This is a genomic window from Emticicia sp. GW821-FHT11C11 (assembly GCF_058808615.1).
In genome coordinates this window covers 1236142-1257932 of the sequence record NZ_JBXARV010000001.1, presented here as the reverse complement: position 1 = coordinate 1257932, position 21791 = coordinate 1236142, and the positions used below count along the sequence as shown (strand labels likewise).

Below are 21791 nucleotides of genomic sequence, written 5' to 3'. Positions count from 1 at the left end.
TAATTATTGATAAAAAACAGCCCTTGCAGATATGGCTTTAAAACTATAATAAAAATCATTGGGTTGTATCGCCAACAGTATTCACAAAAAATTATATTTGCGCTGATATACATTAAAACAGCGCTTAATATTTTACCCACAAATTTATGATTGATTATAACCCCCGCAACTGGTGGAAATTCATATTCTACTTCCACAAGGCAGATACTTTTCGTAAATTACTACCGGCTATGGTGGGTGTGGCGGCCTATACTGCCATTTTTGCTTACGTAGAAAACAACATTCTGCATTATGTACCTATCAAAAACCCGCTTACTATTCACTCATTAGTAGGGTTTGTATTATCACTTTTGCTGGTTTTCCGCACCAATACAGCTTATGACCGCTGGTGGGAAGGCCGCAGAATATGGGGGAGTTTTACTAATAATTCAAGAAATTTTGCTTTAAAACTAGCCACTATATTGCCTGAAGGCCATCCATCAAGGGAAACCTTCAGAATACTAACCGGCAATTACGTACATGCAGTAAAAGACCATCTGCGTGGCAAAGTTCAGATAAAGACCCTTGATTTCACCGAAAAATATGACGAAAACTATTATCAGAACATCAAGCATATACCCAATCGTATTGCCAAAGCTATTTATACAGAAATTTATCAGTTACATAAAGAAGGCCTTTTCAATACAGAGCAACTGCTTTCATTGAATAGCGAGCTTTCTTCTTTTACCGATAACCTTGGTGGTTGTGAGCGCATCAAAAACACACCAATACCGGTTTCATACAACATATTTATCAAGAAAATTCTCTTTATTTATGTATTCACAATGCCTATCACAGCGGTGCTTGAATATAAGTACTGGTCGATTCCGATTGTGACTTTAGTGTTTTACGCATTTGCCGGAATTGAAATAATGGCAGAAGAAATAGAAGAGCCATTTGGAACCGATGCCAACGATTTAGGCCTCGATACGATCGTAAGAAACATAAAAGGTAATTTGACCGAAATTTTGTAATAATATAACCTAAAGCTGATATATTTACCTGCTTATAACAAAAATTGCAACGATTCGTTAATATCTTACGTCATATCAACTAGAACGCTAAATAATACTAAATATGAATTTTTCTCCGGCAAAATCTCTGATTTTGGGCCTATTTCTGACAGGAAGCATTCTATCTTGTAAAGTAGAAAATAACCCTACCCCTTCACCAGATGATAATACCAATAAGACTATTAATGAATGGGTACATGCCAATATGAAATATTATTATCTCTGGACAGACAAGATACCTGATAAAGCCAATACGAATCTGACGCAAAGCCCTGAGGATTACTTTTATACTTTGCTGAATGACTACCCGAATACTGACCGTTTCTCATGGATCGAAGAAGATGTTGATGCGTTGACCGCCTCTTTGAATGGTATAAATAAGGTATTTGGTATGAAATACTCTGTTTATTATTTAGATAATGCTAAGGTTTCTGTAGGGTTTTTCATTTCCTATGTAATCAAAGGCAGCGCTGCCGATAAAGCCGGGCTTAAAAGAGGTGATATTATCCTGTCAATAAACGGCACTATGCTGAACAAAGATAATTACACTACCTTAACCACTACTGAATCGGCTACTTTTGGATTGGGTAAAGTTGAGAATAGTATTTTCTCTTTGAATGGAACGATACTCCAGGTAACTAAAGCCGAAGTGCAGGATAATCCTGTGCACTACTGGACAGTATTTGAAAAAGGCGATAAAAAAATCGGATATCTGGTATACAGCCAGTTTATCAGTTCGTTTGATTCTAATCTGAGACAAGTATTCGGGGAATTCAAAAGTAAAGGAGTTAATGAACTGGTGCTTGATTTAAGATTAAATCCGGGTGGCTATATTTCGTCGGCCGATGTACTCTCGTCATTGATTGTAAAAAATCTGAATCCCAATGATGTCATTCATTATGATGAATGGAATGCCAATATTATAAAAGATTATCCTGCGTATTCTGCTCCATCGAAGTTCAGAAACGAGGCCAATAATTTAGGGAAACTGAATCGTTTGTTCGTGTTGACATCTACCGGCACTGCCTCTGCCAGCGAACTGATTATTAACGGACTCAGACCTTACATGGATGTTATTCTGATTGGAGATCATACTTATGGCAAAAACGTAGGTTCTGTAACACTACAGGACGACAAAAAACCCAAACGATGGAAATGGGGCATGCAACCGATTGTATTAAAAACGCTTAACTCAAAAGGAGAGTCGAGCTACGGTACAAAAAGTGGCTTTCCGGCAGACTACAGCGTACAAGATAACGTGATTCCGTTCAAAGCCTGGGGTGACGAAAATGAAACCTTATTGAAGAAAGCGCTCGAATTAATTACTGGCCAGGTTGCGCAGGCTGTGGTTTCACCCAATGCCCGCCGTTCAATTTCAGAAATGCAGAATGAACCTCTCAAAGTAAACGAATCAGAAAATCCTTACCAGAATCGTAAAGAGATGTATGTTACTTTACCTAAATAATGTAGGTTAATTGTTCAGAAGAACAGGCGGTGGGGCACTCCTACCGCCTGTTCTTTTTATAATGTTATGGTCTCATTGTAATCAATGTCTACTCTATACTCAAACACCTGACACAAGAGTGATTAGGCTGAATTATCCTGACATGACCCAAATAAGAAGCGCTCCTGATGTAAAATCAGGAGCGCTTCTCTTCAAATGAATTCTGCTATACTATTACTTATCTTACATCAAAAGAACCACGGCCTATGCTGAAGCCTTCTGAGTAAAGCTCAACTGTATATTTTCCTTTTTCGTATGAACTGCCACGAGAATACACAAAGTCTACATTCTGGCCTGAGTTCTGATACATTACCGTTTGCTTTGTGGTGTAAACTGTTTCGTTTCCACCAAAAGTAAAGGTACCTGAACCTGTAGCCATATCCGAAATCACGTTTCCTTTAGGGTCAAGTAGTCTCAGAAAAATTACTTTGTCTTCTTTTTTTGTCAGCGGGTTTTCAGCCAGTTTGAAAGAGATTTTCACTTTATCTACTCTCTTGGCTTTGTATTCGCCACCCTCACGCTCTTTACCGCGCGAATTAATAGCGTTTACATTTACATTCATCGCTTTCAAGGCTGCTGCCAGGGTTACTTTCTCTGCCAGCTCTCGGTTTTTAACTGTGGTGCTATAAACAGAGTCCGCCAATGCCTGCTTATCAGTCCGCAATCCGCTGTTTTCTGTTTTCAGATTTGTATTTTCTGAACCCAGTGTCTGATTCTGTGTAGTTAGTACTGTGTTCTCTTCTCTTAACTTAGCTATTTCGGTATCTTTTTCAGTAAGTGCAACCTCATAGTTTTTAATTTTAGATTCGTATTGCTTGATACTTACGTTTTTTGAATTAATCAAGTTTTTCTTGTCTTGCTCTAACTGAGCTTTCAAAGCTTGTAAATCCTCTACCTGACCGCCCAAAGCCTGAACCTCAGCAATTTTTGCATCTAACTGAACGGCTATCGAATCAAGTTTAGAGTTTGTAAGGAGCAACTCTTTTGTTCGCTGTGATATGTCAACTGTTTTTGAGTCAATGTCCTGACGTGCATTGAAATACAGGAAGCCAAAAAGTGCGGCTAATGCACAGGCTAAAACGAGTCCGGCAGTCATTGCCGTGTTACTTCTTCTTTCTTGATTTTGTTCCATAGAAATCTGAATATTTAGTATTAAACGGTTTAGGCTTACTAACGGCAAAGTTAGCCTTTTATTGAATTGTTTTCAGAAAATTATCGAAAATGCCATTATTTTTTTCGCGAAATTCTATGCGAATTCCTATTTTCGTGAAATTTTGATCTTACATGAAAAAATCTACTTTTTTATTAGTATTGGTAGCAGCGTTAGGTTATTTCGTAGATGCCTATGACTTGATTCTATTTGTTGTGCTTCGTCATAGCAGTCTAACCGAATTAGGTGTAGTAGGAACCAGTAATACAAGTGTCGGTTTATGGCTTTTTAACGTCCAAATGATTGGCTTATTGTTAGGTGGAATATTTTTTGGTGTTTTAGGCGACAAAAAAGGACGGCTATCGGTTTTGTTCGGCTCTATTATCCTTTATTCGCTTGCTACTATTATTAACGGTTTCGTTCATGATATTTATACATACGCTCTGTTAAGATTTTTAGCCGGAATAGGCCTGGCCGGTGAACTGGGTGCCGGAATAACCATTGTAGCAGAAACCATGCCTAAAGAAAAACGCGGCTATGGAACCATGATTATGGCTTCTGTCGGTGCATTCGGAGCAGTAGTAGCCGCGCTCGTAGGCGATGCCTTCTACTGGCGTACTGCCTACTTTATAGGAGGTGGAATGGGCCTACTTCTATTGCTGCTCCGGATAGGCACTTTCGAATCAAAGATGTTTAAACATGCCGAAAAACTGAATGTTACACGGGGTGATTTTCTGAGCCTTTTCACAAAAAAAGACCGGCTAAAACGCTACGTGGCCTGCATGTTTATCGGTTTCCCGATTTTCTTTATAGTAAGCATATTGATGCAACTGGCACCCGAAGTAGCCAAAGCACTTGGCATTGAAGGGAAAGTTACAGCCGGACAGGCCGTAATGTATGTATACATAGGCCTAACCTGTGGTGATCTGATAAGTGGGTACGTAAGCCAGTTGTTGAAAAACCGGCGCAGAACCATATTTATTTTTCAGGTAATATGTTTGTTTATGTGCCTGATATATCTGAATCTCTGGGGAGCCAGCAATACAGCCATATTCATCATGTGTGTACTGATGGGCGCGGCATCCGGCTATTGGATTGTGCTCATCACTATGGCGGCTGAACAGTTTGGAACCAATCTCAGAGCCACTGTTGCCACTACTATTCCTAATTTTGCGCGTGCCGGTGCAGTACCGATTTCTATCTGTCACCAATATCTTACCGACGCACTCAATGGTAACTTAATAGCCAGTGCCACAATTATTGGCGTGGTTTGTTTCGGAGCGGCATTTATTGCCAATGCAACACTCAAAGAAACATTTTCCAAAGACCTGGACTATGTAGAATAATAAGGTCTTGAAACAACTGTCACCTTTCGTCTGACTATACCAGGTATCAGCTTTTTAAAACCGCCCAGAACAACAGCAGCCATCCGGCGATCATAAGTGTACCACCAATGGGTGCAATAGCTCCGAATGTTTTAATACCAGTAAAACAGATAAGATACAGAGAGCCGCTGAAAATGAGGGTTCCGCCTAAAAAGCAATAACCACTGTAAGTAAGGTTTTTTGATGTTATTTCTTTAGCCAGAAAACCAATCAATACCAATGCCAAAGCATGATAAAACTGGTATTTTACGGCTGTTTCAAACGTCTCGAAACGACCGGATGCCGTCAGCTTATCTTTTAATGCATGAGCTCCAAAAGCTCCTAAAGTTACTCCCAAAGCACCCAAAAGAGCACCGGCCTGTAAAAAGAACTTATTCATTTTATTCTAAAGTTTTTCTGTTTATGATGATACCGGGATGATACCGGGCAAAAATAACACAGCAACCTGAATAAAACGGCAGGAAGATAAAGATTATCACAAATATTCTTTCAAGTTACGTATAGTTCACCTTTACACTTATAACAGATTTCTCCATACAAATGAATTTTATTAATCAGAAATTAGTTGTATATACATACAATGTATATGTATTATAATTTTATTAAACGACAGTATATTCTCATTTAACGACTAGATTATGGACTTACGGGAATTAAAAAATATATCAGATGGTTTTGCAAGGTCAGAGAAAATGCCAGCCATTTTTATTGGCCACGGGAATCCTATGAATGCCCTTGCAGACAATAGTTTTACTGATAGTTTACATACGCTTGGCAAAAGCATCCAACATCCGCGGGCCATTCTGGTTGTATCAGCCCATTGGCTTACTATGAAAAGTACTTATGTGTCGGTTAATCCTGCACCACATACTATCTATGATTTCGGAGGTTTTCCAAAGGAGCTTTATGAAGTGAAATACGAACCCAAAGGCGCACCAGAAGTAGCGCGGGAAGTAATTAATGAAGTGAAATCAATCGGGATTATTGAAGAACACAAAATGGGTCTTGACCATGGTGCGTGGTCTGTTCTCAGACACATTTATCCCGAGGCTGATATCCCGGTTTTCCAGATGAGCATTGATTTTTCTAAACCACCACAATTTCATTTCGAGCTGGCTAAAGAGTTACAGAACCTGCGCAACAAGGGTGTTCTCATTCTGGCAAGTGGCAATATTGTGCATAATCTGCGACAAATCAACTGGGGTGGTGACTCAGGCAAGCCTTATGACTGGGCACTGGAATTTGACACAATTGTGAAGAACAAACTGGATACCGGCCAATTGGCTGATCTGGCAGATTTTAAATCATTCGGTGCCTTGGGACAAATTGCTCATCCAAGCTACGACCACTACCTGCCGGTATTATACACGGCGGGGCTGGTAGACAAAAATGAACCTATAAAATATTTATATGAAGGCTTTGATATGGGTAGTATCAGTATGAGATGTTTTCAGGTTGGGTAGGTCCCGGTCTGAACAGGCCGGTTTCCGAAAATTTTACTCCCTACCCGAATCATGTTGCTGCCCTCTTCTATGGCAATCTGGTAGTCACCGCTCATACCCATAGACAGGGTAGTTAATTGAGGATATGCTGAAATCAGCGTGTCATGAAAAGCTTTCAGTTTTCTGAATTCTTTCCTGACTTGCCGTGCATCATCGGTAAAAGTACTCATGCCCATAAGGCCTGTTATTCTTATATTGTTAAGATTCTTTAAAGCATCTGACGCCAGTATCTCCGAACACTCTTCTTCTGTCATGCCGCTTTTTGTATCTTCTTCGGCAATATAAATCTGAAGCAGGCAGTCAATCACCCTGTTAGATTTGGCTGCCTGCTTATTTATTTCCAGCAGCAGTTTAAAACTATCTACTGAGTGAATCAGGCTTACAAAAGGTGCAATGTATTTTACTTTATTCGATTGCAGATGCCCTATAAAGTGCCATTCTATGTCTTTGGGCATCAGGTCGTGCTTATCAACCAGTTCCTGCACATAGTTTTCGCCAAACCGCTTGAATCCCGCATCATAAACCTGCATCAGCATTTCGACAGGTTTCGTTTTAGATACGGCAACCAGTATTACTCCTTTAGGCTGTATTTCTTCTTCAATTAATTTTATATTTTCTGCTATCGACATATCTTAAGACTTCTGTTCCCAGATTTTCACTAAATTGACAATAACCTCTGCGGCTTTTTCCATGTCCTGCACCGATACCCATTCCAGTTTAGAATGAAAGGCGTGTTCACCGGCGAAGATATTAGGGCAAGGTAAACCCATAAAAGAAAGACGCGAACCATCAGTACCTCCGCGTATACTTCTTTGCTCTGGTTTTATACCCGTCTGTCTGATGGCCTCCAGGGCGTAATCAACTACTTTCGGATAATTCACCAATACTTCCTTCATGTTCCGGTATTGCTCAAATACCTTAAAATCAACACTTGAGTTCGGATAATATTTCAATACATTGTTTACAATTGTCTGAAGGTACGCTTGTTTTTCATGCAGCCCTTCAACCGCAAAATCTCTGATAATAAAATCAAGTTTTACCTGCTCCTGAATACCAGACATTTGCGTAGGATGAATGAATCCTTCATAGTCTTCGGTTGTTTCCGGCGACAAGGTATTTTTAGGCAAGGCTGCTAAAATATCGGCAGCTATTTTCAAAGCATTTTCCAGTTTGCCTTTGGCGAATCCGGGATGAGTACTCACCCCATTAATAACAAGGCTGACCGCATCGGCTGAGAATGTTTCATCTTCCAGCGTGCCCAGGGTTTCACCATCCATAGTATAGGCAAAATCTGCCCCTAATTTATGCAAATCAACTTTTTCGGTACCCCTGCCCACTTCTTCGTCGGGAGTAAACAAAATCTTAATGGTACCATGCTTTATTTCCGGATGAAGCATCAGATACTCGGCCGCTGCCATAATTTCTGCTACTCCGGCTTTGTTGTCGGCACCTAAAAGCGTAGTACCACTGGCCGTGATAATATCATTACCTATCTGGTGCTTTAAGTCCGGATGCTCCGAAGTTCTGATTATCTGAGTCGGGTCCTCGGGCAAAACAATATCGGTTCCATCCCAATATTCATGTACAATAGGCTTTACGCCAAACCCACTGCAATCGGGCGATGTATCTACATGAGAGCAAAAGCAGATTACTGGCACCTGCTTTGATGAATTGCCGGGTATGGTAGCATACACATAGCCCCATTCATCCAGATGGGCATCAGTAATACCCATTGCCTGTAATTCCTCTGCCAGTAACCGGCTTAAATCCTTCTGTTTTTCTGTTGATGGGTTTGACGCTGAATTAGGATCAGACTGTGTATCAATCTGCACATATTTCAGAAACCTTTCTCTTACATTAAATAAAGTATCAGTAACAGCTTTCATAAATTATATTGTAGTAATAACAGGTCATGAATCTCACACGCTACGGATTCAGAATTTTCTCTAAATCGGCCGGAGAGTAATTGATATTTTTCAGTGTTTTATCATCTGCTTTTCTATAAACCAGAAATTTACCCTCTTTTTCTTTATAATAAGATTCTGTGCCTTTGGCAGCATAATGCGCCATGGTTGCTTCTGCCTCTTCAATTGTTGCACAGGCTTTGCTCATGTTTGAGCGCTGCACCTCATCAAACAATTCACGGAATTTATCTCCTAAACCAAATTCCAATACTGCTCCTGCCAATACATACTGTATATCAGCCAGCGCATCGGCTACTCCCACAATATCTTTTTCGTCAATGGCTTCTTCTAATTCTTTTAACTCTTCTGCAATAAGTGCTACCCTTAAATCGGATCTTTGTCTGGACGGTATCTGAGGGTTTTCCAGAATAGGATGTTGGAATGTTCGATGAAAATCGGCTACCTGATTAAGACAATCTAATGCTTGCATAAAATGAAGTAAAAATTATTTTTCGTATATAATATTATTTTTAATCTCAAGGTTTATTAGCTTTGCAATTATAATCTATAAAAAAGCAATATATAGATAACCGTTTTATTTTTTTATCAAGAATATTTTTCGCCGTAAAATAAATAATCCGAGACTAGCATTTGCAAAGTTGTGCAAATTTCAATAATATTGCTACGTAACTGAAGTCAAATTATCAAAACCCAACAAATCATGAACAAATTTTATCGACTTCTTTCAGTGGTAACTTTAGCGTTATCTGTTGCTTTATGGTCATGTAAAGGAGATCAAGGTCCACAAGGCCCTATAGGTCCACAAGGTGCTCAAGGTCCGACCGGTGCTCAAGGTCCGACTGGCGCTACTGGCCCGACTGGTGCTACTGGCCCAACTGGTGCTACCGGAGCTACAGGCCAGAATGGTACAGATGGTACAGACGGTACAGACGGTAATGCCAATGTAAAGTATAAAGAAGCAACAGTATTAACAGGCACATGGAAGACAATATCATCAGCTAGTGTCGGATCAGGTAACAATGGCCTTATCGGAGCCGTTGAAATTACTGATGCAGACATTGAATCAAGCAGTGTAGTGCTTGCTTATGCAAAAGTTGGTACCAGCTGGTACTCATTACCTAGAGTTGTAACAAGAGAATCAGATGGTGCTACAGAACAAGTAAATTTCGGTTTCGAAACTGGCAAACTATCTCTTTATTATATCGCTCTGCCGGTTGTAGGTTCTCCTTCTTATAAGCCTCAAACAGATGTTACTTTCTCTTACGTAATTATTGAGAAAACTTTTGGTGCTGCTATGAGATCTGCAGGTGTTAATTTGAATAGCCGTGATGCCGTAGATAATTATATCCAAAGTCATCAATTCTAATCAGTAACTACTTATCAGTTACGTAGAAAATAAAAAAAGCCTCTCTTACGGGAGGCTTTTTTGTTTAGTTTTTGTTACCCTTTGGTATTACTATAAAATTATGCCAAAAATTCTGATTTTTATTATCCTCCAACTTTTCAGTTTTTCTTCTATAGCACAACTACTTAATGATAATGACGCAAAGCAAACCATCATTAAGGGCTTAGACAAATTATACAATTACGAATTTAAGGAAGCTGATGTTTTCTTCCAGAAAGTAAAAGCTAAATACCCGCTTCATCCTGTTGTTCCCCTGCTTAGTGCCCTGCAGGTACAATGGCAGAACCTTCCTCTTGAAAAAAATCCGAAGGCAGTAAATGCCTATATGGCCTTATTGGAAAAATGCCAGAAAGCAGCAGAGCCTATGCTGACAGACCCGGGCAAAAAAGCCGAAGCAACCTTTTTTTTACTGGCTTCGCACGGCTATATTGCTTTGGCCTATACTTATAGAAAAGAGCCAATCAAAGCTGCCAATGAGGCCCGTAAAGCTTATGGATACATGAAAGATGGCTTCGGCCTGACGGATCATAACCCTGAGTTTTATTTTACCTCGGGTTTATATAATTTTTACCGTGTTCAATATCCTGAAACTCACCCTATGGTAAAACCTCTGGTAATTTTCTTTGAAAACGGCAATAAAAAGCTTGGACTCAATCAATTGGAATTAGCAGCACAAAAATCTGTTTTTTCAAGAATAGAGGCCGCTTATTATTATATGAATGTAAATCTGAAATATGAATTGAACTATAATAAGGCGTTGGTCTATGCCGATTTGCTTCATGATAAATATCCGGATAACCCTATTTATCTGATGCGATACACCGAGGCCCTTATTATGGCGGGTAAATACGAAGAAGCTGTACCGAAAATTCATACACTTCGCAAAATAAACAGCCCGGTGTACCAGATTTCTTCTTATTTATTTGATGCGCTGATAACAGAAAAATCAAAAAAGAATGACAAACTGGCGCTGGAATTATACAATCATATTCTGAAAATTGAACCTGACGAACGCTACACCAAAGACTATTATGCCATGACCTACCTGGGTATAGGCCGGATTACCGAAAGAGCCGGAAATAAAAAAAGGGCAAATGAACTATACAAAAAGGCACTGGAGTATGCCGAGAACAGAGGCGTAATTGCAGAAGCAAAAAAAAATCTGGAGAAATAATCTCTGCTTTTTTTTCGTCAATCTTTATTTATCTTCTAATTCCTATCAAAGGAATTGAACAATTCAATCCAGAATTTAACAAGCTGATAGTAAATATCACAGCCTTGCTTTGGTATTGATGGTTACCTGTTATTATCAAATTTCAGGTAACCTTTTCTTTTTGTTGTACGTCAAATAGCTGTATCAACAAATCATCAAAATTCATTTATTAACGCAACCCAAATCTTTAATCGTCCGTAAAGCCAATAGTACCAGCGTATTTCAAACTAAATATAATATATGCTTACTATGGAACAGACACAATTAAGTCGAGGACAGTTTTTACGAAAGCTCGGGTTGAGCAGCGGTGCGTTAATGGCATTCTATTGTTTAGGTACCGGTCTCACAGCCTGCTCCGGCTCCGGGGGGGATGATCCTGCTCCTGGTGGCGGTGGACCCGGGCCGGGTGGTGGCGGAACTACAAGCGGTGCCATAAAAGGTACTACATCAGGCGCTAACATCGATTTCACGATTGACCTGACTCATGCCGATTACAGTAAATTGAAAACACCAGGCGAGTATGCTTATGTAGCCAGCATCATTGTAGCCAATACAGGCGGAAATTATGTGGCTCTATCAAAAGTATGTACGCATGAAGGTAGCACTATAGCCTACCGCAGCGATTCAAACGATTTCAAATGTCCCAACCACGGTTCAGAATTCAATCTGGACGGTTCGGTGAAACTATCTCCGGCAACGCAATCTTTGACAGTATATAAAACTGAAACACAGAATAGCGGCAATACGCTTAGGGTTTCTGCTTAAAGAGCTTTGCGATATATGTATTTCGAACACACTGTTTTGGTAAAAGGAGGACGGTCGCGTCCTCCACTTTATGTTCAAATTAATTTTACAGCTTCTATGAAAAAAACTTCACTCATCATCTTTTTCATATTTCTTGTGTTGAATGTTTTCGCTCAGGAAATTGAGTCTGACAAACTATTGGCCGATTTGGACACAACAGCTACAGATAAGCAGCTATTACCCGATAAAATGCTGTTGACCCAGAGGATTTTCTGGGGAGAAAACGGGCTTTACAGAAAAGTGGGCATAGCCCCCGAATTAACCGCCGAAAACAGAGCTAGGGAATTAAAGGTACGAAGAACCATGCTCAGGATACACCAGGTTATGGGTCTGGTTACAGCCGCAGGTATGCTGGCACAAGGCTTTCTAGGGGCTAAATTGTATTCAGCAAGTGGCGATGATTACACCCGCATCAGAAAAGCCCATGAAGCTACCGCTTTAGGTATCAACATTGCTTATGGCACTACAGCTCTGATGGCGTTCACGGCTCCACCGGCTATGATTAACCGTAAAGGTATCAGCAACATGAAAATACATAAATATTTGTCATACATACATCTGACAGGCATGATCACTACCAATGTTTTGGCACATAAAGCAGCCGAAAACTATAAGTTAAAACCTTACCACAGAGCCGCAGCCTATACTACTTTCGGTGCATACTTTGCCGCTATGGCCATTCTGAAATTTGAGTTTTAAAATCCAGACAACATTTAATCATTTCCAAAAATGAGAATCCTGATATATTCTTTTACAGTCACTCTCTTACTGCTTGTTTCTGCGTTCTCTCCTTTGGCTGATAACAGAAAAATAGTTGCCGATAAAAAAACATCAACTGTCACTTATGCCATGAGCCATCCTGCTCACGACTGGGAAGGGGTGTGCAAAGATGTAAACGCGATAATTGTGTATGACGACAACACGAGAACCATTAGTCAGGTGGCGGTTTCGTTAAGGGTCGACTCTTTCGACAGCGGCAATGCCAACCGTGACTCACATGCCATAGAAGTGATGGAAGGGCTGAAATTTCCTAAAGTGACTTTTAGCAGCAACAAAATAAAAAACAATGGCAATATGCTAACCGCTGAAGGAAACCTAACTTTTCATGGTGTTACGAAACAGGTGGCAGTGGTAGCAGCTCGTACGGATACCGATAAAAGCATTGTGCTCAACGGGAAGCTGGATATACTGCTGAGCGATTTCAATATAGAGAGGCCCTCCTTGTTTGGAGTAAAAACAAAAGACGAAGTCAGGCTGAGCTTTAAAGTTTTTTTTCAGCTTTAATGACATTTACCGGAGTGGGAACAATGATAAGGTTATTTCCACTTGAGTGTTTCAAGCAGATGTTTACAATCAGCTTTCATGTAATCAATAACAGGGCGGAGAGAATCGTTTTTGGTGGCTGTCATCAGATATACCACTCCTCTTAGGTAATGTGTGGTGGTATCTGTTACAAAAAACTGGTAGTGGCTCGGCACCTCGCCTTCCAACTCAAAAATAACTGCCTTTTTACCAGATTTGGTTATCAGGATTTTATCGCTGATCGAGTAGGCCTTTTTATCATGATGAAAAGCCAGCTTGGCGGCATCTGTCATCATGTTTTGCAGGCGTTTGGGGTCATTGTTTACCGGTTTATAAGTAAACTGTACGCGTGCATCCAGTTTCGGATAATAAAGAATTATCCAGTGCGGTTCTGCATTATAAAAGGTATCTTTCTGAACAACAGCCGCTGTTGAATACTCAAAAGTATAGGGGTGATCTTCGCTTAAAGACTGATACTGGTGTGGCGGTAAGTCAAGTCGGTTGAAACCTGTAGGTTTGGGCAGATATTCAGGTTCTTTTTCACTACAGGTATAAAAGGCTCCTGCTAATACAAAAACCATTACTGACCTGACAAAGACTGTTTTAGAAATCATTCTTCACTACTATTAATATAAATACACGCCGGTTTTTGTGCTGTCGCTCAATATCACCTGAATGCGCTCGTTCAAAGTGGTTGAAAGAGAATACCCTACATAATCGGCAGCTATAGGATAACGGGGATGATTTCTGTCAACAATTACTGCTACCTGTATTTTTTTCAGAGGAATACTCAAAAAAGGATGCAGGCTATAGGCCAGGGTTCGTCCGGTGTTTAACACATCATCACATAAAACGACGTTCTTATTCCGAAAAGTATCTACCTCGCTCTCTATCTTAATATCCGGCTGAGAAACAGCGTCCTTATCCACACTCACTTTGGCAATATTTACTTTTAGAGAAGAAATCTGCCTTAATTCAGACACCAGCAATTGGGCAAAATGATATCCTTCACCATTAATACCGGCAATAATCATCTCCGATTCATCAAAGTTCTGCTCATAAATCTGATAAGCTATGCGACGGATCTTCTGATAGGTTTCAGTGCTGTTCAGTAATTGACTAGACATAATTCGCTTTTATTAAACCATTATAGGGCGGATACTATCCTGACATTGTGTATGCAAATCGTCGGCAAAGATACTTAAAACTTATTTTAATACTTTATGAACCCACCCGAATTAATTGTATGCCATGCTTGCATAAATAAGAGCCTGAGTATGGCTATATTGTTTAATCAGGCAAAAAGCATAAAATAATAGTAAAGGTTCTGATATTATCAGCGCCTTTTTCTATTTTTGTGCTTTCATTAAAGTTTAAACAAAACAATGATAGTTAAGACAAAGAAATTTGCATTAGATAAAAAAGATTACGTGAGTATTGCTTTTAAGCGTCATATGCGTCAGGGATGGAAATGGCTGTTTATTCCGGCGGCAGTAGTGATATTAGGATTAGTATTACACTTCACAGGTTCTTATAAAAACTGGTGGATTCCGGTAGTGGCGGTTGTAGGAGGCGGGCTATACGTTTTGTTCTGGTATGCACAATTTTATGCGGCATCACAAATGGAACAAAACAAACAGATGTTCGACAAATTTATGTATGAAATAGATAGTCGTCAGATTCTGGTAAAGCTGAACCAGAAAGAGGGTGGCATTATGAAATGGGAAAGCATTCAGGCGGCTGAAAAAACTGCTGATTCGTTCTTACTGATTATCGGTAAAGGTCAGTTTCTGCGTTTTCCATTCAATGTATTCAACAGCGAGCATGATCTGAAATTGTTTGAATCCATTTTGAAAAGAAAAGAATTACTTCCGGCATAAATAAGAAACCCTCGCTAGTGCGAGGGTTTTTCATTATATCTCTACCTGTTTTATTACTTTCTCAAATTCTGTCAGGTGTTCATCTGTAAAATCAAGGTGAGTAACAAATCGAACCAGGTGTTTACCGAACGTAACACATCCTATATTTTTCTCTTTTGCCTTTACAACAAAATCAGTCGCCAGAATAGACTCAGGCAATCTGAAAATCACGATATTGGTATCAATAGGGTATATCTCTTCTACAAAAGGTAAGCCATGCAATACCTTGCCTATTGCCCTTGCGCGGGCATGGTCTTCTTTCAGTCGATCAATATGATTATCCAACGCATAGATACCGGCAGCCGCTAAAAAGCCTGCCTGACGCCAGCCCCCACCCAATACTTTGCGAAAACGGCGAGCTTTTTTAATGAATTCTTTTTTACCTATTAGTAAGGAACCTATAGGGCATCCTAATCCTTTCGACAGGCAAATACTGATAGAATCGAACAGTTTGCCGTGTGTTTCAGTAGACTCATTGTTCTCTACCAGGGCATTGAAAATCCTTGCGCCATCCAGATGCAGCGGAAGCTGATGGGTATCGCACACTTCTCTGATGGCTTCAATGTCTGGCAAGCGGTAATAGCATCCTCCTCCCTTATTCATGGTATTCTCCAAAGAGACCAGTCGGGTTATGGGTTGATGGATATCGTCAGGATTGTTGATGGCATCACGCACCTGTTGGGCATTGATACGTCCCTTGTCGCCGTCCAGTAGTTTCAAAGAAGAAAACGAATTGAGAGGCACACCCCCACCCTCATACAGATAAATATGTGACATCTTATCGCAAATCACTTCGCTGCCGGGTTGGGTATGCACTTTTATGGCCAACTGATTGGTCATAGTACCGGAGGCGCAAAAGAGTGCGGCTTCCATGCCGAACATTGCTGCGGCTTTTTCTTCCAATGCTATTACGGTTGGATCATCGCCAAAAACATCATCTCCTATTGCTGCCGAAAACATGGCATCTTTCATGCCCGGCGTAGGCTTAGTTACGGTATCGCTTCTTAAATCTATAAACATGTAGGTTAAAACGGATAATTTGTTCTGTAAGATTAGCGTATGACGGATTGGTAGTCCGTCGGTTTTAAAGGAATACGTATATTTTAAAAGGTGCTGCAAGGTAATATTTTTTGCTGTATCCATCAGTCACCCGTGATTCTAAGATGAATTAAAATAGCTGAAGCCGGTACTATTATGCGAGCAAATGGCGGATTGCCTATATAAGTATATTCACAAGGCTTGTTTCAATCCTGAAAAAGAATAAACAGATTCCTTTGTAAATTCTCAATTTTTACGAAATTTTACGTTAGTTTAGAAATAATCTATACCTGATATACTATGGCAGTTTTCAACTTAACCGTTAACAACAAGAAAGTAAAAGTGGATGTCGAACCCGACATGCCCTTACTTTGGGTAATCCGTGATTTTGTAGGATTAAAAGGAACCAAATTTGGCTGTGGTATGGCCATGTGCGGTGCCTGCACTGTTCATCTGAATGGTCAACCGATTCGTTCATGCCAGACACCCATCTCTACTGTAACTAAAAATGCCAAAATAACAACGATTGAAGGTGTTGGAGAAATACAGATGCACGCCATACAGCAAGCATGGATTGAAGAACAGGTACCTCAGTGTGGTTATTGCCAGTCAGGACAAATCATGTCAGCAGTGGCACTACTAAAAACCACTCCGAAACCTACAGACGAAGATATTGACATAGCTATGAGTGGTAATCTGTGCCGCTGTGGTACGTACGATCGTATCCGTAAAGCAATTCATAAGGCATCAGATAGTATCCATAACGGAGCAGGAGTTGGCGGAGGAAAATAACCGGAATAATTACGACAAAAACTATGAAAAATACTACGACTACAAGACGTGACTTCATAAAGGCAACAAGTTTAACCACTTTCGGGCTTGCCTTAGGTGTGTCTTCTTTTGCCAGAGATGCGGCGGTCAAGAAAATAACTCCGGCGATTTTAAGTCTCGAAATAAACCCTTTCATTATTATTGATACGGCCGGTAATATCACGCTGGTTAATCCTCGCCCTGATATGGGTCAGGGTTCTACACAGGCGGTACCTTCTCTTCTGGCTGAAGAACTGGAAGTAACTCTGGAAAAAGTAAAAATTGTGCAAAGCGACGGGAAAGGTAAATATGGCGACCAGACTTCGGGGGGAAGCAGCTCGGTGAGGGCTTTGTGGCAACCCATCCGTAAGGCAGGGGCTGCTGCTCGTGAAATGCTCATTCAGACTGCCGCCAAACGCTGGAATGTTTCAATTACTGAGTGTTATGCACAAGACGGTAAAATTCTATTGAAAGGCAGCGATAAAAGCCTGACTTATGGCGAATTGGCAGACGACGCCTCGAAACTGGAAATACCGAAGAATCCTAAATTGAAAGAAGCTAAGGATTTTAAGATTATTGGTAAATACAACAAACGCCTGGATGTACCCGAGCGCGTAACAGGTAAAGCTGTGTATGGCTTGGATGTTGACATACCCGGTATGGTCTATGCGGCTATTGTGCACTCGCCGATGCTTCATGGCAAAATCACCTCAATAGATGACACCGACACTAAAAAAATAGCAGGTGTATTGCAGGTAGTAAAAACCGAACGGCCTATGCCTCATCGCAAGTCGGAAGCCGTAGCGGTAATAGCCACCAATTGGTGGGCAGCGCTAAAAGGTAAAAAAGCATTGAAAGTTCAGTGGGATAACGGCAACTACGACAAAACCCTAAGCACACAGAAATATTTCGACGAGACCTACGAGGCCGCAAAAAAGGAAGGAATCAACCATGAAGAGAAAGGAGATTTTGCAGCAAAGTTTACATCGGCCAAGCAAAAGCTGGAAGCCAACTACGAAACGCCGTTTCTTGCACATGCACCAATTGAACCTGAAAATGCCATTGCACATGTAAAAGACGATGGGTCTATTGAAATCTGGGCACCGGTGCAGGGACCAGACTGGGCACTACGTGATGTATGCGGTTATATGAATGTAAAACCCGAACAGGTAAAAATTAATGTTACATTGCTGGGTGGAGCATTTGGCAGAAAAGCCTATCATGATTTCCTTTTAGAGGCCTGTCATTTGTCGAAAGAATTGAAAAAACCGGTAAAAGTCACTTGGACACGCGAAGATGATATTACACAGGGGCCGTATCGTCCGGGTATGTTAAGCCACATGCAGGGTTTTGTAGAAAACGGTAAAATAACCGGTTTCCATCACCATGCCATTGGAGAGTCAATCGTAGGTCAGGTATTTAAAGGCCTGAAAGAAGACGAAGCAGACCCATGGCTAAGTGGTGAAATCAGTACCGAAAACAGTAAATACAATTTTGATACGGCTGCAAAAGTTAGCTGGACGAACGTAAAAACCGATATTCCGATTGTCTGGTGGCGTTCTGTCTATGCCTCAAACTTTGGTTGGGGACAGGAATGTTTCATTGATGAACTGGCGCACCTCACTGGCAAAGATGCAATACAGGCTCGTCTGGATATTCTGAGTGATGATCGCTTCAGAAAAGTTCTGGAAACATTGGCCGAAAAAGCCAACTGGAAAGAAAAACTGCCTGAAGGTCAGGCCAAAGGTATGGCGGTTTTCCGCTCGTTTGACAGTATTTCAGCTGCCTGCATCACCGTTAGCAAGCAGGGCAATGGCGTAAAAATCGACAAGGTGGTATCGGTAATTGACTGTGGATACTATGTAAACCCCGACAATGTAAAAGCCCAAACTGAAGGTAATATAGTAATGGGGCTTACGGCTGCCATTAAAGACGGCATTACGTTTACAAATGGTGTTTGCGACCAGACCAATTTCCATCAGTTCAATATTATGCGAATCAACGAAACCCCGAAAATGGACATCCATATCATTGATAGTGGTGCTAATCCGGGGGGTGTGGGTGAACCTGGTCTGCCACCTATTGCTCCGGCTTTAGGAAATGCCATATTTGCAGCTACCGGCAAGCGCATCCGCAAATTACCTTTTGATATCAATAATATAGTTTAGACCATTCAAGAGCAGAACCAAAATTCTGCTCTTTTATTTAACATTGCTGCATGTCAATACACCTCATAAACCACATAAAAAAATTTATAGACCTGGCCGAGCCAGAAGCACAGAAATTACTGGCAGGTACACAAAAGCTATCAGCAAAAAAGAAAGAATACCTATTGAAAGAAGGCCAGATCTGTAAAGCCAGTTATTTTGTAGAAAAAGGTTGTTTAAGAATATTTTTCATTGGTAATAAGGGAGAAGAACAGACCGCCTACTTTGCTATTGAGAACTGGTGGATAAGTGACTATACCAGTTTGATGAGCCAGTTTCCCTCTTCGTTCTACATTCAGGCTGTTGAGGCTTCTGAGGTGATTGTCCTTCCCTATGCCCATCAGGAAGCCATATCAAAAGAATTCCCGCAACTGGAACGATACTTCCGTATCATTCTGCAAAGAGCTTATGGGGCATCTCAAATGCGTATAAAGTATTTGTATAGTTTTTCCCGGGAAGAAATGTACAGGCATTTCCTGAAGCAATATCCTGATTTCGTTAATCGTATCCCGCAGTATATGTTAGCTTCTTTTCTTGGTTTTACTCCGGAATACCTCAGTGAATTACGAAAAAAAAAGAGCTGAGCTGAATTTCTTAAACCAGTTTAAGTTTTTCCGGATTATTACCAACGAACTTTGTGCTCATTAAAACACAAATAAAAATGAACGAAAGAATTAATATTCATCAGGTTGAACCAAGTGCGTATAAAGCCGTGCTTGGCTTAGAAAGTTACCTACAAACTACTCAGGTTAGCAAAACCTATAAACATTTAATCAAAATAAAAGCTTCCATGATTAATGGTTGTGCCTTTTGTATAAACATGCACACCAGAGAAGCGCGTAAAGACGGAGAAACCGAGCAACGTATTTATCTGTTAAGCTCATGGCGTGAAACCACGCTTTATACAGAAGAGGAAAGAGCGATTCTGGCGCTGACAGAAGAGGTAACATTGATACAGAACCATGTATCGACAGCAACTTACCAAAATGCTGAACGTCTGTTCGGACCAACTCTTTTGGCACAGCTCATCATGGTTATTGTAACCATCAATGCATGGAACCGCATAGCCATTACTACAGAATTACCCTTAGACTGATATCAGATCAGTATGTAAAGTCGTAAGAATTGAGAGTTCTTGCGACTTTTCTTTTTTCGCTATCAAACAATTATTACTTTTGTTGAAACGAAAAGGAAATGGTGTCTTCCTAATTGAACCGCCCTAAAAAGCTGATGGCGCCTGATTTTAAATGTATCACATTTAATCAGGAATTATATGTCTGATAAGAAACAATCCCTCAGAGTCTCGCTTCGCATCCGTCTGTTTTTCAGACAATTTCCGGCTATTCCGTATTTACTCAAATGGCTTTTTATTAGCCTGGTTACAGGTACTTGCATCGGTATTGCTTCGGCCATTTTCTTACGCTCTCTCGACTGGGTCACCCATTTCAGAGAATCCCATCTATGGCTCATTGCCTTATTGCCCGTGGGAGGCTTCGCTATTGGCTGGTTGTACATGCATTATGGCAAAAGTATTGAAGCCGGTAATAATTTGTTGATTGATACTATCCATCAACCGCAGGATATCATACCATTCCGGATGGCACCGTTTATCTATCTGGGTACAATGGTTACCCATTTACTCGGAGGCTCTGCCGGTAGAGAAGGCACAGCCCTGCAAATGGCCGGTGCCATTGCCGACCAGTTCAGCAAGCCCTTCAGACTCAATGAAAGTGACAGAAGAATACTGATTATAGCAGCCATTGCCGCGGGTTTCGGGTCTGTCTTCGGCACACCACTGGCTGGAGCGGTCTTCGGTCTGGAGTTTTTTCGTATTGGTAAACTCAGATATGATGCGCTTCTGCCTGCATGTTTTTCAGCCATAATTGCTGACCTGACAACCCGGCTCTGCGGAGCACAACATACTGTTTATCAGATAAGTTTTGTACCTGATATTTCTGCAATGTCTGTTTTTTATGCCATTCTTGTAGGCATTGCAGCCGGATTATGCGCAGCTACATTCAGCCGAACCATTCATTTTGTGAATGGACTTTTCAAATCATTGATCAGTTATGCACCGTTAAGGCCACTTGTCGGGGGTATAATAGTTGCCACTGCTATTTGGATTATGGGCACCACCAAGTTCATTGGATTAGGTATTCCTACCATCATAGAGGCTTTCAATACACCCCTCCCGGTCTATGACTTTGCACTGAAAATGGTTTTTACCATCATCACTCTCGCTGCAGGATTTAAAGGTGGTGAAGTAACCCCATTATTTTTCATCGGGGCAGCATTGGGTAATGCGCTGGCATATATCATACCGCTCCCTGTAGGTCTCTTAACCGGTATGGGCTTTGTAGCAGTTTTTGCCGGAGCTACCAATACACCACTGGCCTGCCTGTTAATGGGCATTGAACTGTTTGGCCATGAATGCGGTATTTATCTGGCCATTGCCTGTGTGTTGGCTTACTTATTTTCTGGGCATACTACAATTTATCAAAAACAAATGATCGGTGAACCAAAACATAGTAGATTTGCACACCAGAAGGGTAAACGAATGAACGAGTTAAAATAA

At 40.8% G+C, this 21791-nt stretch carries 23 protein-coding genes and 1 riboswitch; of the genes, 15 read left to right on the top strand and 8 right to left on the bottom strand.

Features of this window, described 5'->3' with window-relative positions:
- Nucleotides 1-146 precede the first annotated feature (146 nt).
- Nucleotides 147-1013, top strand: coding sequence for a bestrophin family protein (locus tag AC1RRY_RS05365; RefSeq protein WP_492817642.1), 867 nt, complete (start codon nucleotides 147-149; stop codon nucleotides 1011-1013).
- A 103-nt stretch (nucleotides 1014-1116) separates the two neighbouring features.
- Nucleotides 1117-2517 (top strand): S41 family peptidase, encoded by a 1401-nt coding sequence (locus tag AC1RRY_RS05360; RefSeq protein ID WP_492817643.1) that lies wholly within the window; start codon nucleotides 1117-1119, stop codon nucleotides 2515-2517.
- Nucleotides 2518-2734: 217 nt separating this feature from the next.
- Here AC1RRY_RS05360 and AC1RRY_RS05355 read toward each other — a convergent pair whose 3' ends face one another.
- Nucleotides 2735-3688: a DUF8428 domain-containing protein gene (locus tag AC1RRY_RS05355; RefSeq protein ID WP_492817644.1), complete on the bottom strand. Its 954-nt coding sequence runs from the start codon at nucleotides 3686-3688 to the stop codon at nucleotides 2735-2737.
- Nucleotides 3689-3840: 152 nt separating this feature from the next.
- Between AC1RRY_RS05355 and AC1RRY_RS05350 the strand changes: the two genes are divergently transcribed.
- Nucleotides 3841-5052 (top strand): MFS transporter, encoded by a 1212-nt coding sequence (locus AC1RRY_RS05350; protein WP_492817645.1) that lies wholly within the window; start codon nucleotides 3841-3843, stop codon nucleotides 5050-5052.
- Between the two features lie 46 nt (nucleotides 5053-5098).
- Here the strand turns inward: AC1RRY_RS05350 and AC1RRY_RS05345 are convergent, their stop codons facing one another.
- Complete coding sequence (locus AC1RRY_RS05345) at nucleotides 5099-5470, bottom strand: DUF423 domain-containing protein (RefSeq protein ID WP_492817646.1); 372 nt, start codon at nucleotides 5468-5470, stop codon at nucleotides 5099-5101.
- 259 nt (nucleotides 5471-5729) lie between these two features.
- Between AC1RRY_RS05345 and ygiD the strand changes: the two genes are divergently transcribed.
- Entirely contained in the window at nucleotides 5730-6554 is an 825-nt protein-coding gene (gene ygiD, locus AC1RRY_RS05340; RefSeq protein WP_492817647.1) for a 4,5-DOPA-extradiol-dioxygenase, read from the top strand.
- On the opposite strand, the gene AC1RRY_RS05335 is transcribed toward ygiD, so the two are convergent.
- From AC1RRY_RS05335 to AC1RRY_RS05325, 3 genes are read right to left on the bottom strand one after another with little or no spacing between them, the layout of a single operon-like run.
- A complete protein-coding gene (locus AC1RRY_RS05335; RefSeq protein WP_492817648.1) occupies nucleotides 6542-7222 on the bottom strand; it encodes a YggS family pyridoxal phosphate-dependent enzyme in 681 nt (226 codons plus the stop codon). The two genes, ygiD and AC1RRY_RS05335, sit on opposite strands and share 13 nt — an antisense overlap.
- A 3-nt stretch (nucleotides 7223-7225) precedes the next feature.
- On the bottom strand, nucleotides 7226-8479 hold the full coding sequence (pepT, locus tag AC1RRY_RS05330; protein WP_492817649.1) for a peptidase T: 1254 nt from the start codon (nucleotides 8477-8479) through the stop codon (nucleotides 7226-7228).
- A gap of 40 nt (nucleotides 8480-8519) precedes the next feature.
- On the bottom strand, nucleotides 8520-8987 hold the full coding sequence (locus AC1RRY_RS05325) for a pyrophosphohydrolase domain-containing protein (protein ID WP_492817650.1): 468 nt from the start codon (nucleotides 8985-8987) through the stop codon (nucleotides 8520-8522).
- Nucleotides 8988-9218: 231 nt separating this feature from the next.
- On the opposite strand from AC1RRY_RS05325, the gene AC1RRY_RS05320 reads away from it, so the two are divergent.
- From AC1RRY_RS05320 to AC1RRY_RS05300, 5 genes are all read left to right on the top strand, one after another.
- Nucleotides 9219-9884: a collagen-like triple helix repeat-containing protein gene (locus AC1RRY_RS05320; protein WP_492817651.1), complete on the top strand. Its 666-nt coding sequence runs from the start codon at nucleotides 9219-9221 to the stop codon at nucleotides 9882-9884.
- 100 nt (nucleotides 9885-9984) lie between these two features.
- Complete coding sequence (locus AC1RRY_RS05315; RefSeq protein WP_492817652.1) at nucleotides 9985-11097, top strand: tetratricopeptide repeat protein; 1113 nt, start codon at nucleotides 9985-9987, stop codon at nucleotides 11095-11097.
- Between the two features lie 279 nt (nucleotides 11098-11376).
- Nucleotides 11377-11901, top strand: a complete 525-nt coding sequence (locus AC1RRY_RS05310; protein WP_492856491.1) for a QcrA and Rieske domain-containing protein — start codon at nucleotides 11377-11379, stop codon at nucleotides 11899-11901.
- Between the two features lie 96 nt (nucleotides 11902-11997).
- Nucleotides 11998-12639: a hypothetical protein gene (locus AC1RRY_RS05305; protein ID WP_492817654.1), complete on the top strand. Its 642-nt coding sequence runs from the start codon at nucleotides 11998-12000 to the stop codon at nucleotides 12637-12639.
- Between the two features lie 30 nt (nucleotides 12640-12669).
- Entirely contained in the window at nucleotides 12670-13224 is a 555-nt protein-coding gene (locus tag AC1RRY_RS05300; protein WP_492817655.1) for a YceI family protein, read from the top strand.
- A 32-nt stretch (nucleotides 13225-13256) separates the two neighbouring features.
- On the opposite strand, the gene gldD is transcribed toward AC1RRY_RS05300, so the two are convergent.
- Both gldD and AC1RRY_RS05290 read right to left on the bottom strand, forming a co-directional pair.
- Entirely contained in the window at nucleotides 13257-13823 is a 567-nt protein-coding gene (gene gldD / locus AC1RRY_RS05295) for a gliding motility lipoprotein GldD (protein WP_492819270.1), read from the bottom strand.
- Nucleotides 13824-13868: 45 nt separating this feature from the next.
- On the bottom strand, nucleotides 13869-14369 hold the full coding sequence (locus AC1RRY_RS05290; protein WP_492817656.1) for a phosphoribosyltransferase family protein: 501 nt from the start codon (nucleotides 14367-14369) through the stop codon (nucleotides 13869-13871).
- A gap of 258 nt (nucleotides 14370-14627) precedes the next feature.
- On the opposite strand from AC1RRY_RS05290, the gene AC1RRY_RS05285 reads away from it, so the two are divergent.
- On the top strand, nucleotides 14628-15122 hold the full coding sequence (locus tag AC1RRY_RS05285) for a YcxB family protein (RefSeq protein WP_492817657.1): 495 nt from the start codon (nucleotides 14628-14630) through the stop codon (nucleotides 15120-15122).
- Nucleotides 15123-15155: 33 nt separating this feature from the next.
- Here the strand turns inward: AC1RRY_RS05285 and AC1RRY_RS05280 are convergent, their stop codons facing one another.
- Complete coding sequence (locus AC1RRY_RS05280) at nucleotides 15156-16181, bottom strand: threonine aldolase family protein (protein WP_492819272.1); 1026 nt, start codon at nucleotides 16179-16181, stop codon at nucleotides 15156-15158.
- Between the two features lie 318 nt (nucleotides 16182-16499).
- Between AC1RRY_RS05280 and AC1RRY_RS05275 the strand changes: the two genes are divergently transcribed.
- The 5 genes from AC1RRY_RS05275 to AC1RRY_RS05255 all read left to right on the top strand — a co-directional run bounded on the left by AC1RRY_RS05275 (nucleotide 16500) and on the right by AC1RRY_RS05255 (nucleotide 21791).
- Complete coding sequence (locus AC1RRY_RS05275) at nucleotides 16500-16991, top strand: (2Fe-2S)-binding protein (protein WP_492817658.1); 492 nt, start codon at nucleotides 16500-16502, stop codon at nucleotides 16989-16991.
- A 23-nt stretch (nucleotides 16992-17014) separates the two neighbouring features.
- Nucleotides 17015-19177: a xanthine dehydrogenase family protein molybdopterin-binding subunit gene (locus AC1RRY_RS05270; RefSeq protein ID WP_492817659.1), complete on the top strand. Its 2163-nt coding sequence runs from the start codon at nucleotides 17015-17017 to the stop codon at nucleotides 19175-19177.
- Between the two features lie 50 nt (nucleotides 19178-19227).
- Nucleotides 19228-19800: a Crp/Fnr family transcriptional regulator gene (locus AC1RRY_RS05265; protein ID WP_492817660.1), complete on the top strand. Its 573-nt coding sequence runs from the start codon at nucleotides 19228-19230 to the stop codon at nucleotides 19798-19800.
- A 77-nt stretch (nucleotides 19801-19877) separates the two neighbouring features.
- Nucleotides 19878-20312: a carboxymuconolactone decarboxylase family protein gene (locus AC1RRY_RS05260; protein WP_492817661.1), complete on the top strand. Its 435-nt coding sequence runs from the start codon at nucleotides 19878-19880 to the stop codon at nucleotides 20310-20312.
- A gap of 85 nt (nucleotides 20313-20397) precedes the next feature.
- Nucleotides 20398-20463: riboswitch (Fluoride riboswitch) on the top strand.
- A 26-nt stretch (nucleotides 20464-20489) separates the two neighbouring features.
- Entirely contained in the window at nucleotides 20490-21791 is a 1302-nt protein-coding gene (locus AC1RRY_RS05255) for a voltage-gated chloride channel family protein (protein WP_492817662.1), read from the top strand.

Bases quoted from the DNA above. Each gene is read 5' to 3' on its own strand.
- AC1RRY_RS05365 (WP_492817642.1), top strand. From the start codon at position 147: ATGATTGATTATAACCCCCGCAACTGGTGGAAATTCATATTCTACTTC.
- AC1RRY_RS05360 (WP_492817643.1), top strand. From the start codon at position 1,117: ATGAATTTTTCTCCGGCAAAATCTCTGATTTTGGGCCTATTTCTGACA.
- AC1RRY_RS05355 (WP_492817644.1), bottom strand. From the start codon at position 3,688: ATGGAACAAAATCAAGAAAGAAGAAGTAACACGGCAATGACTGCCGGA.
- AC1RRY_RS05350 (WP_492817645.1), top strand. From the start codon at position 3,841: ATGAAAAAATCTACTTTTTTATTAGTATTGGTAGCAGCGTTAGGTTAT.
- AC1RRY_RS05345 (WP_492817646.1), bottom strand. From the start codon at position 5,470: ATGAATAAGTTCTTTTTACAGGCCGGTGCTCTTTTGGGTGCTTTGGGA.
- ygiD (WP_492817647.1), top strand. From the start codon at position 5,730: ATGGACTTACGGGAATTAAAAAATATATCAGATGGTTTTGCAAGGTCA.
- AC1RRY_RS05335 (WP_492817648.1), bottom strand. From the start codon at position 7,222: ATGTCGATAGCAGAAAATATAAAATTAATTGAAGAAGAAATACAGCCT.
- pepT (WP_492817649.1), bottom strand. From the start codon at position 8,479: ATGAAAGCTGTTACTGATACTTTATTTAATGTAAGAGAAAGGTTTCTG.
- AC1RRY_RS05325 (WP_492817650.1), bottom strand. From the start codon at position 8,987: ATGCAAGCATTAGATTGTCTTAATCAGGTAGCCGATTTTCATCGAACA.
- AC1RRY_RS05320 (WP_492817651.1), top strand. From the start codon at position 9,219: ATGAACAAATTTTATCGACTTCTTTCAGTGGTAACTTTAGCGTTATCT.
- AC1RRY_RS05315 (WP_492817652.1), top strand. From the start codon at position 9,985: ATGCCAAAAATTCTGATTTTTATTATCCTCCAACTTTTCAGTTTTTCT.
- AC1RRY_RS05310 (WP_492856491.1), top strand. From the start codon at position 11,377: ATGCTTACTATGGAACAGACACAATTAAGTCGAGGACAGTTTTTACGA.
- AC1RRY_RS05305 (WP_492817654.1), top strand. From the start codon at position 11,998: ATGAAAAAAACTTCACTCATCATCTTTTTCATATTTCTTGTGTTGAAT.
- AC1RRY_RS05300 (WP_492817655.1), top strand. From the start codon at position 12,670: ATGAGAATCCTGATATATTCTTTTACAGTCACTCTCTTACTGCTTGTT.
- gldD (WP_492819270.1), bottom strand. From the start codon at position 13,823: ATGGTTTTTGTATTAGCAGGAGCCTTTTATACCTGTAGTGAAAAAGAA.
- AC1RRY_RS05290 (WP_492817656.1), bottom strand. From the start codon at position 14,369: ATGTCTAGTCAATTACTGAACAGCACTGAAACCTATCAGAAGATCCGT.
- AC1RRY_RS05285 (WP_492817657.1), top strand. From the start codon at position 14,628: ATGATAGTTAAGACAAAGAAATTTGCATTAGATAAAAAAGATTACGTG.
- AC1RRY_RS05280 (WP_492819272.1), bottom strand. From the start codon at position 16,181: ATGTTTATAGATTTAAGAAGCGATACCGTAACTAAGCCTACGCCGGGC.
- AC1RRY_RS05275 (WP_492817658.1), top strand. From the start codon at position 16,500: ATGGCAGTTTTCAACTTAACCGTTAACAACAAGAAAGTAAAAGTGGAT.
- AC1RRY_RS05270 (WP_492817659.1), top strand. From the start codon at position 17,015: ATGAAAAATACTACGACTACAAGACGTGACTTCATAAAGGCAACAAGT.
- AC1RRY_RS05265 (WP_492817660.1), top strand. From the start codon at position 19,228: ATGTCAATACACCTCATAAACCACATAAAAAAATTTATAGACCTGGCC.
- AC1RRY_RS05260 (WP_492817661.1), top strand. From the start codon at position 19,878: ATGAACGAAAGAATTAATATTCATCAGGTTGAACCAAGTGCGTATAAA.
- AC1RRY_RS05255 (WP_492817662.1), top strand. From the start codon at position 20,490: ATGTCTGATAAGAAACAATCCCTCAGAGTCTCGCTTCGCATCCGTCTG.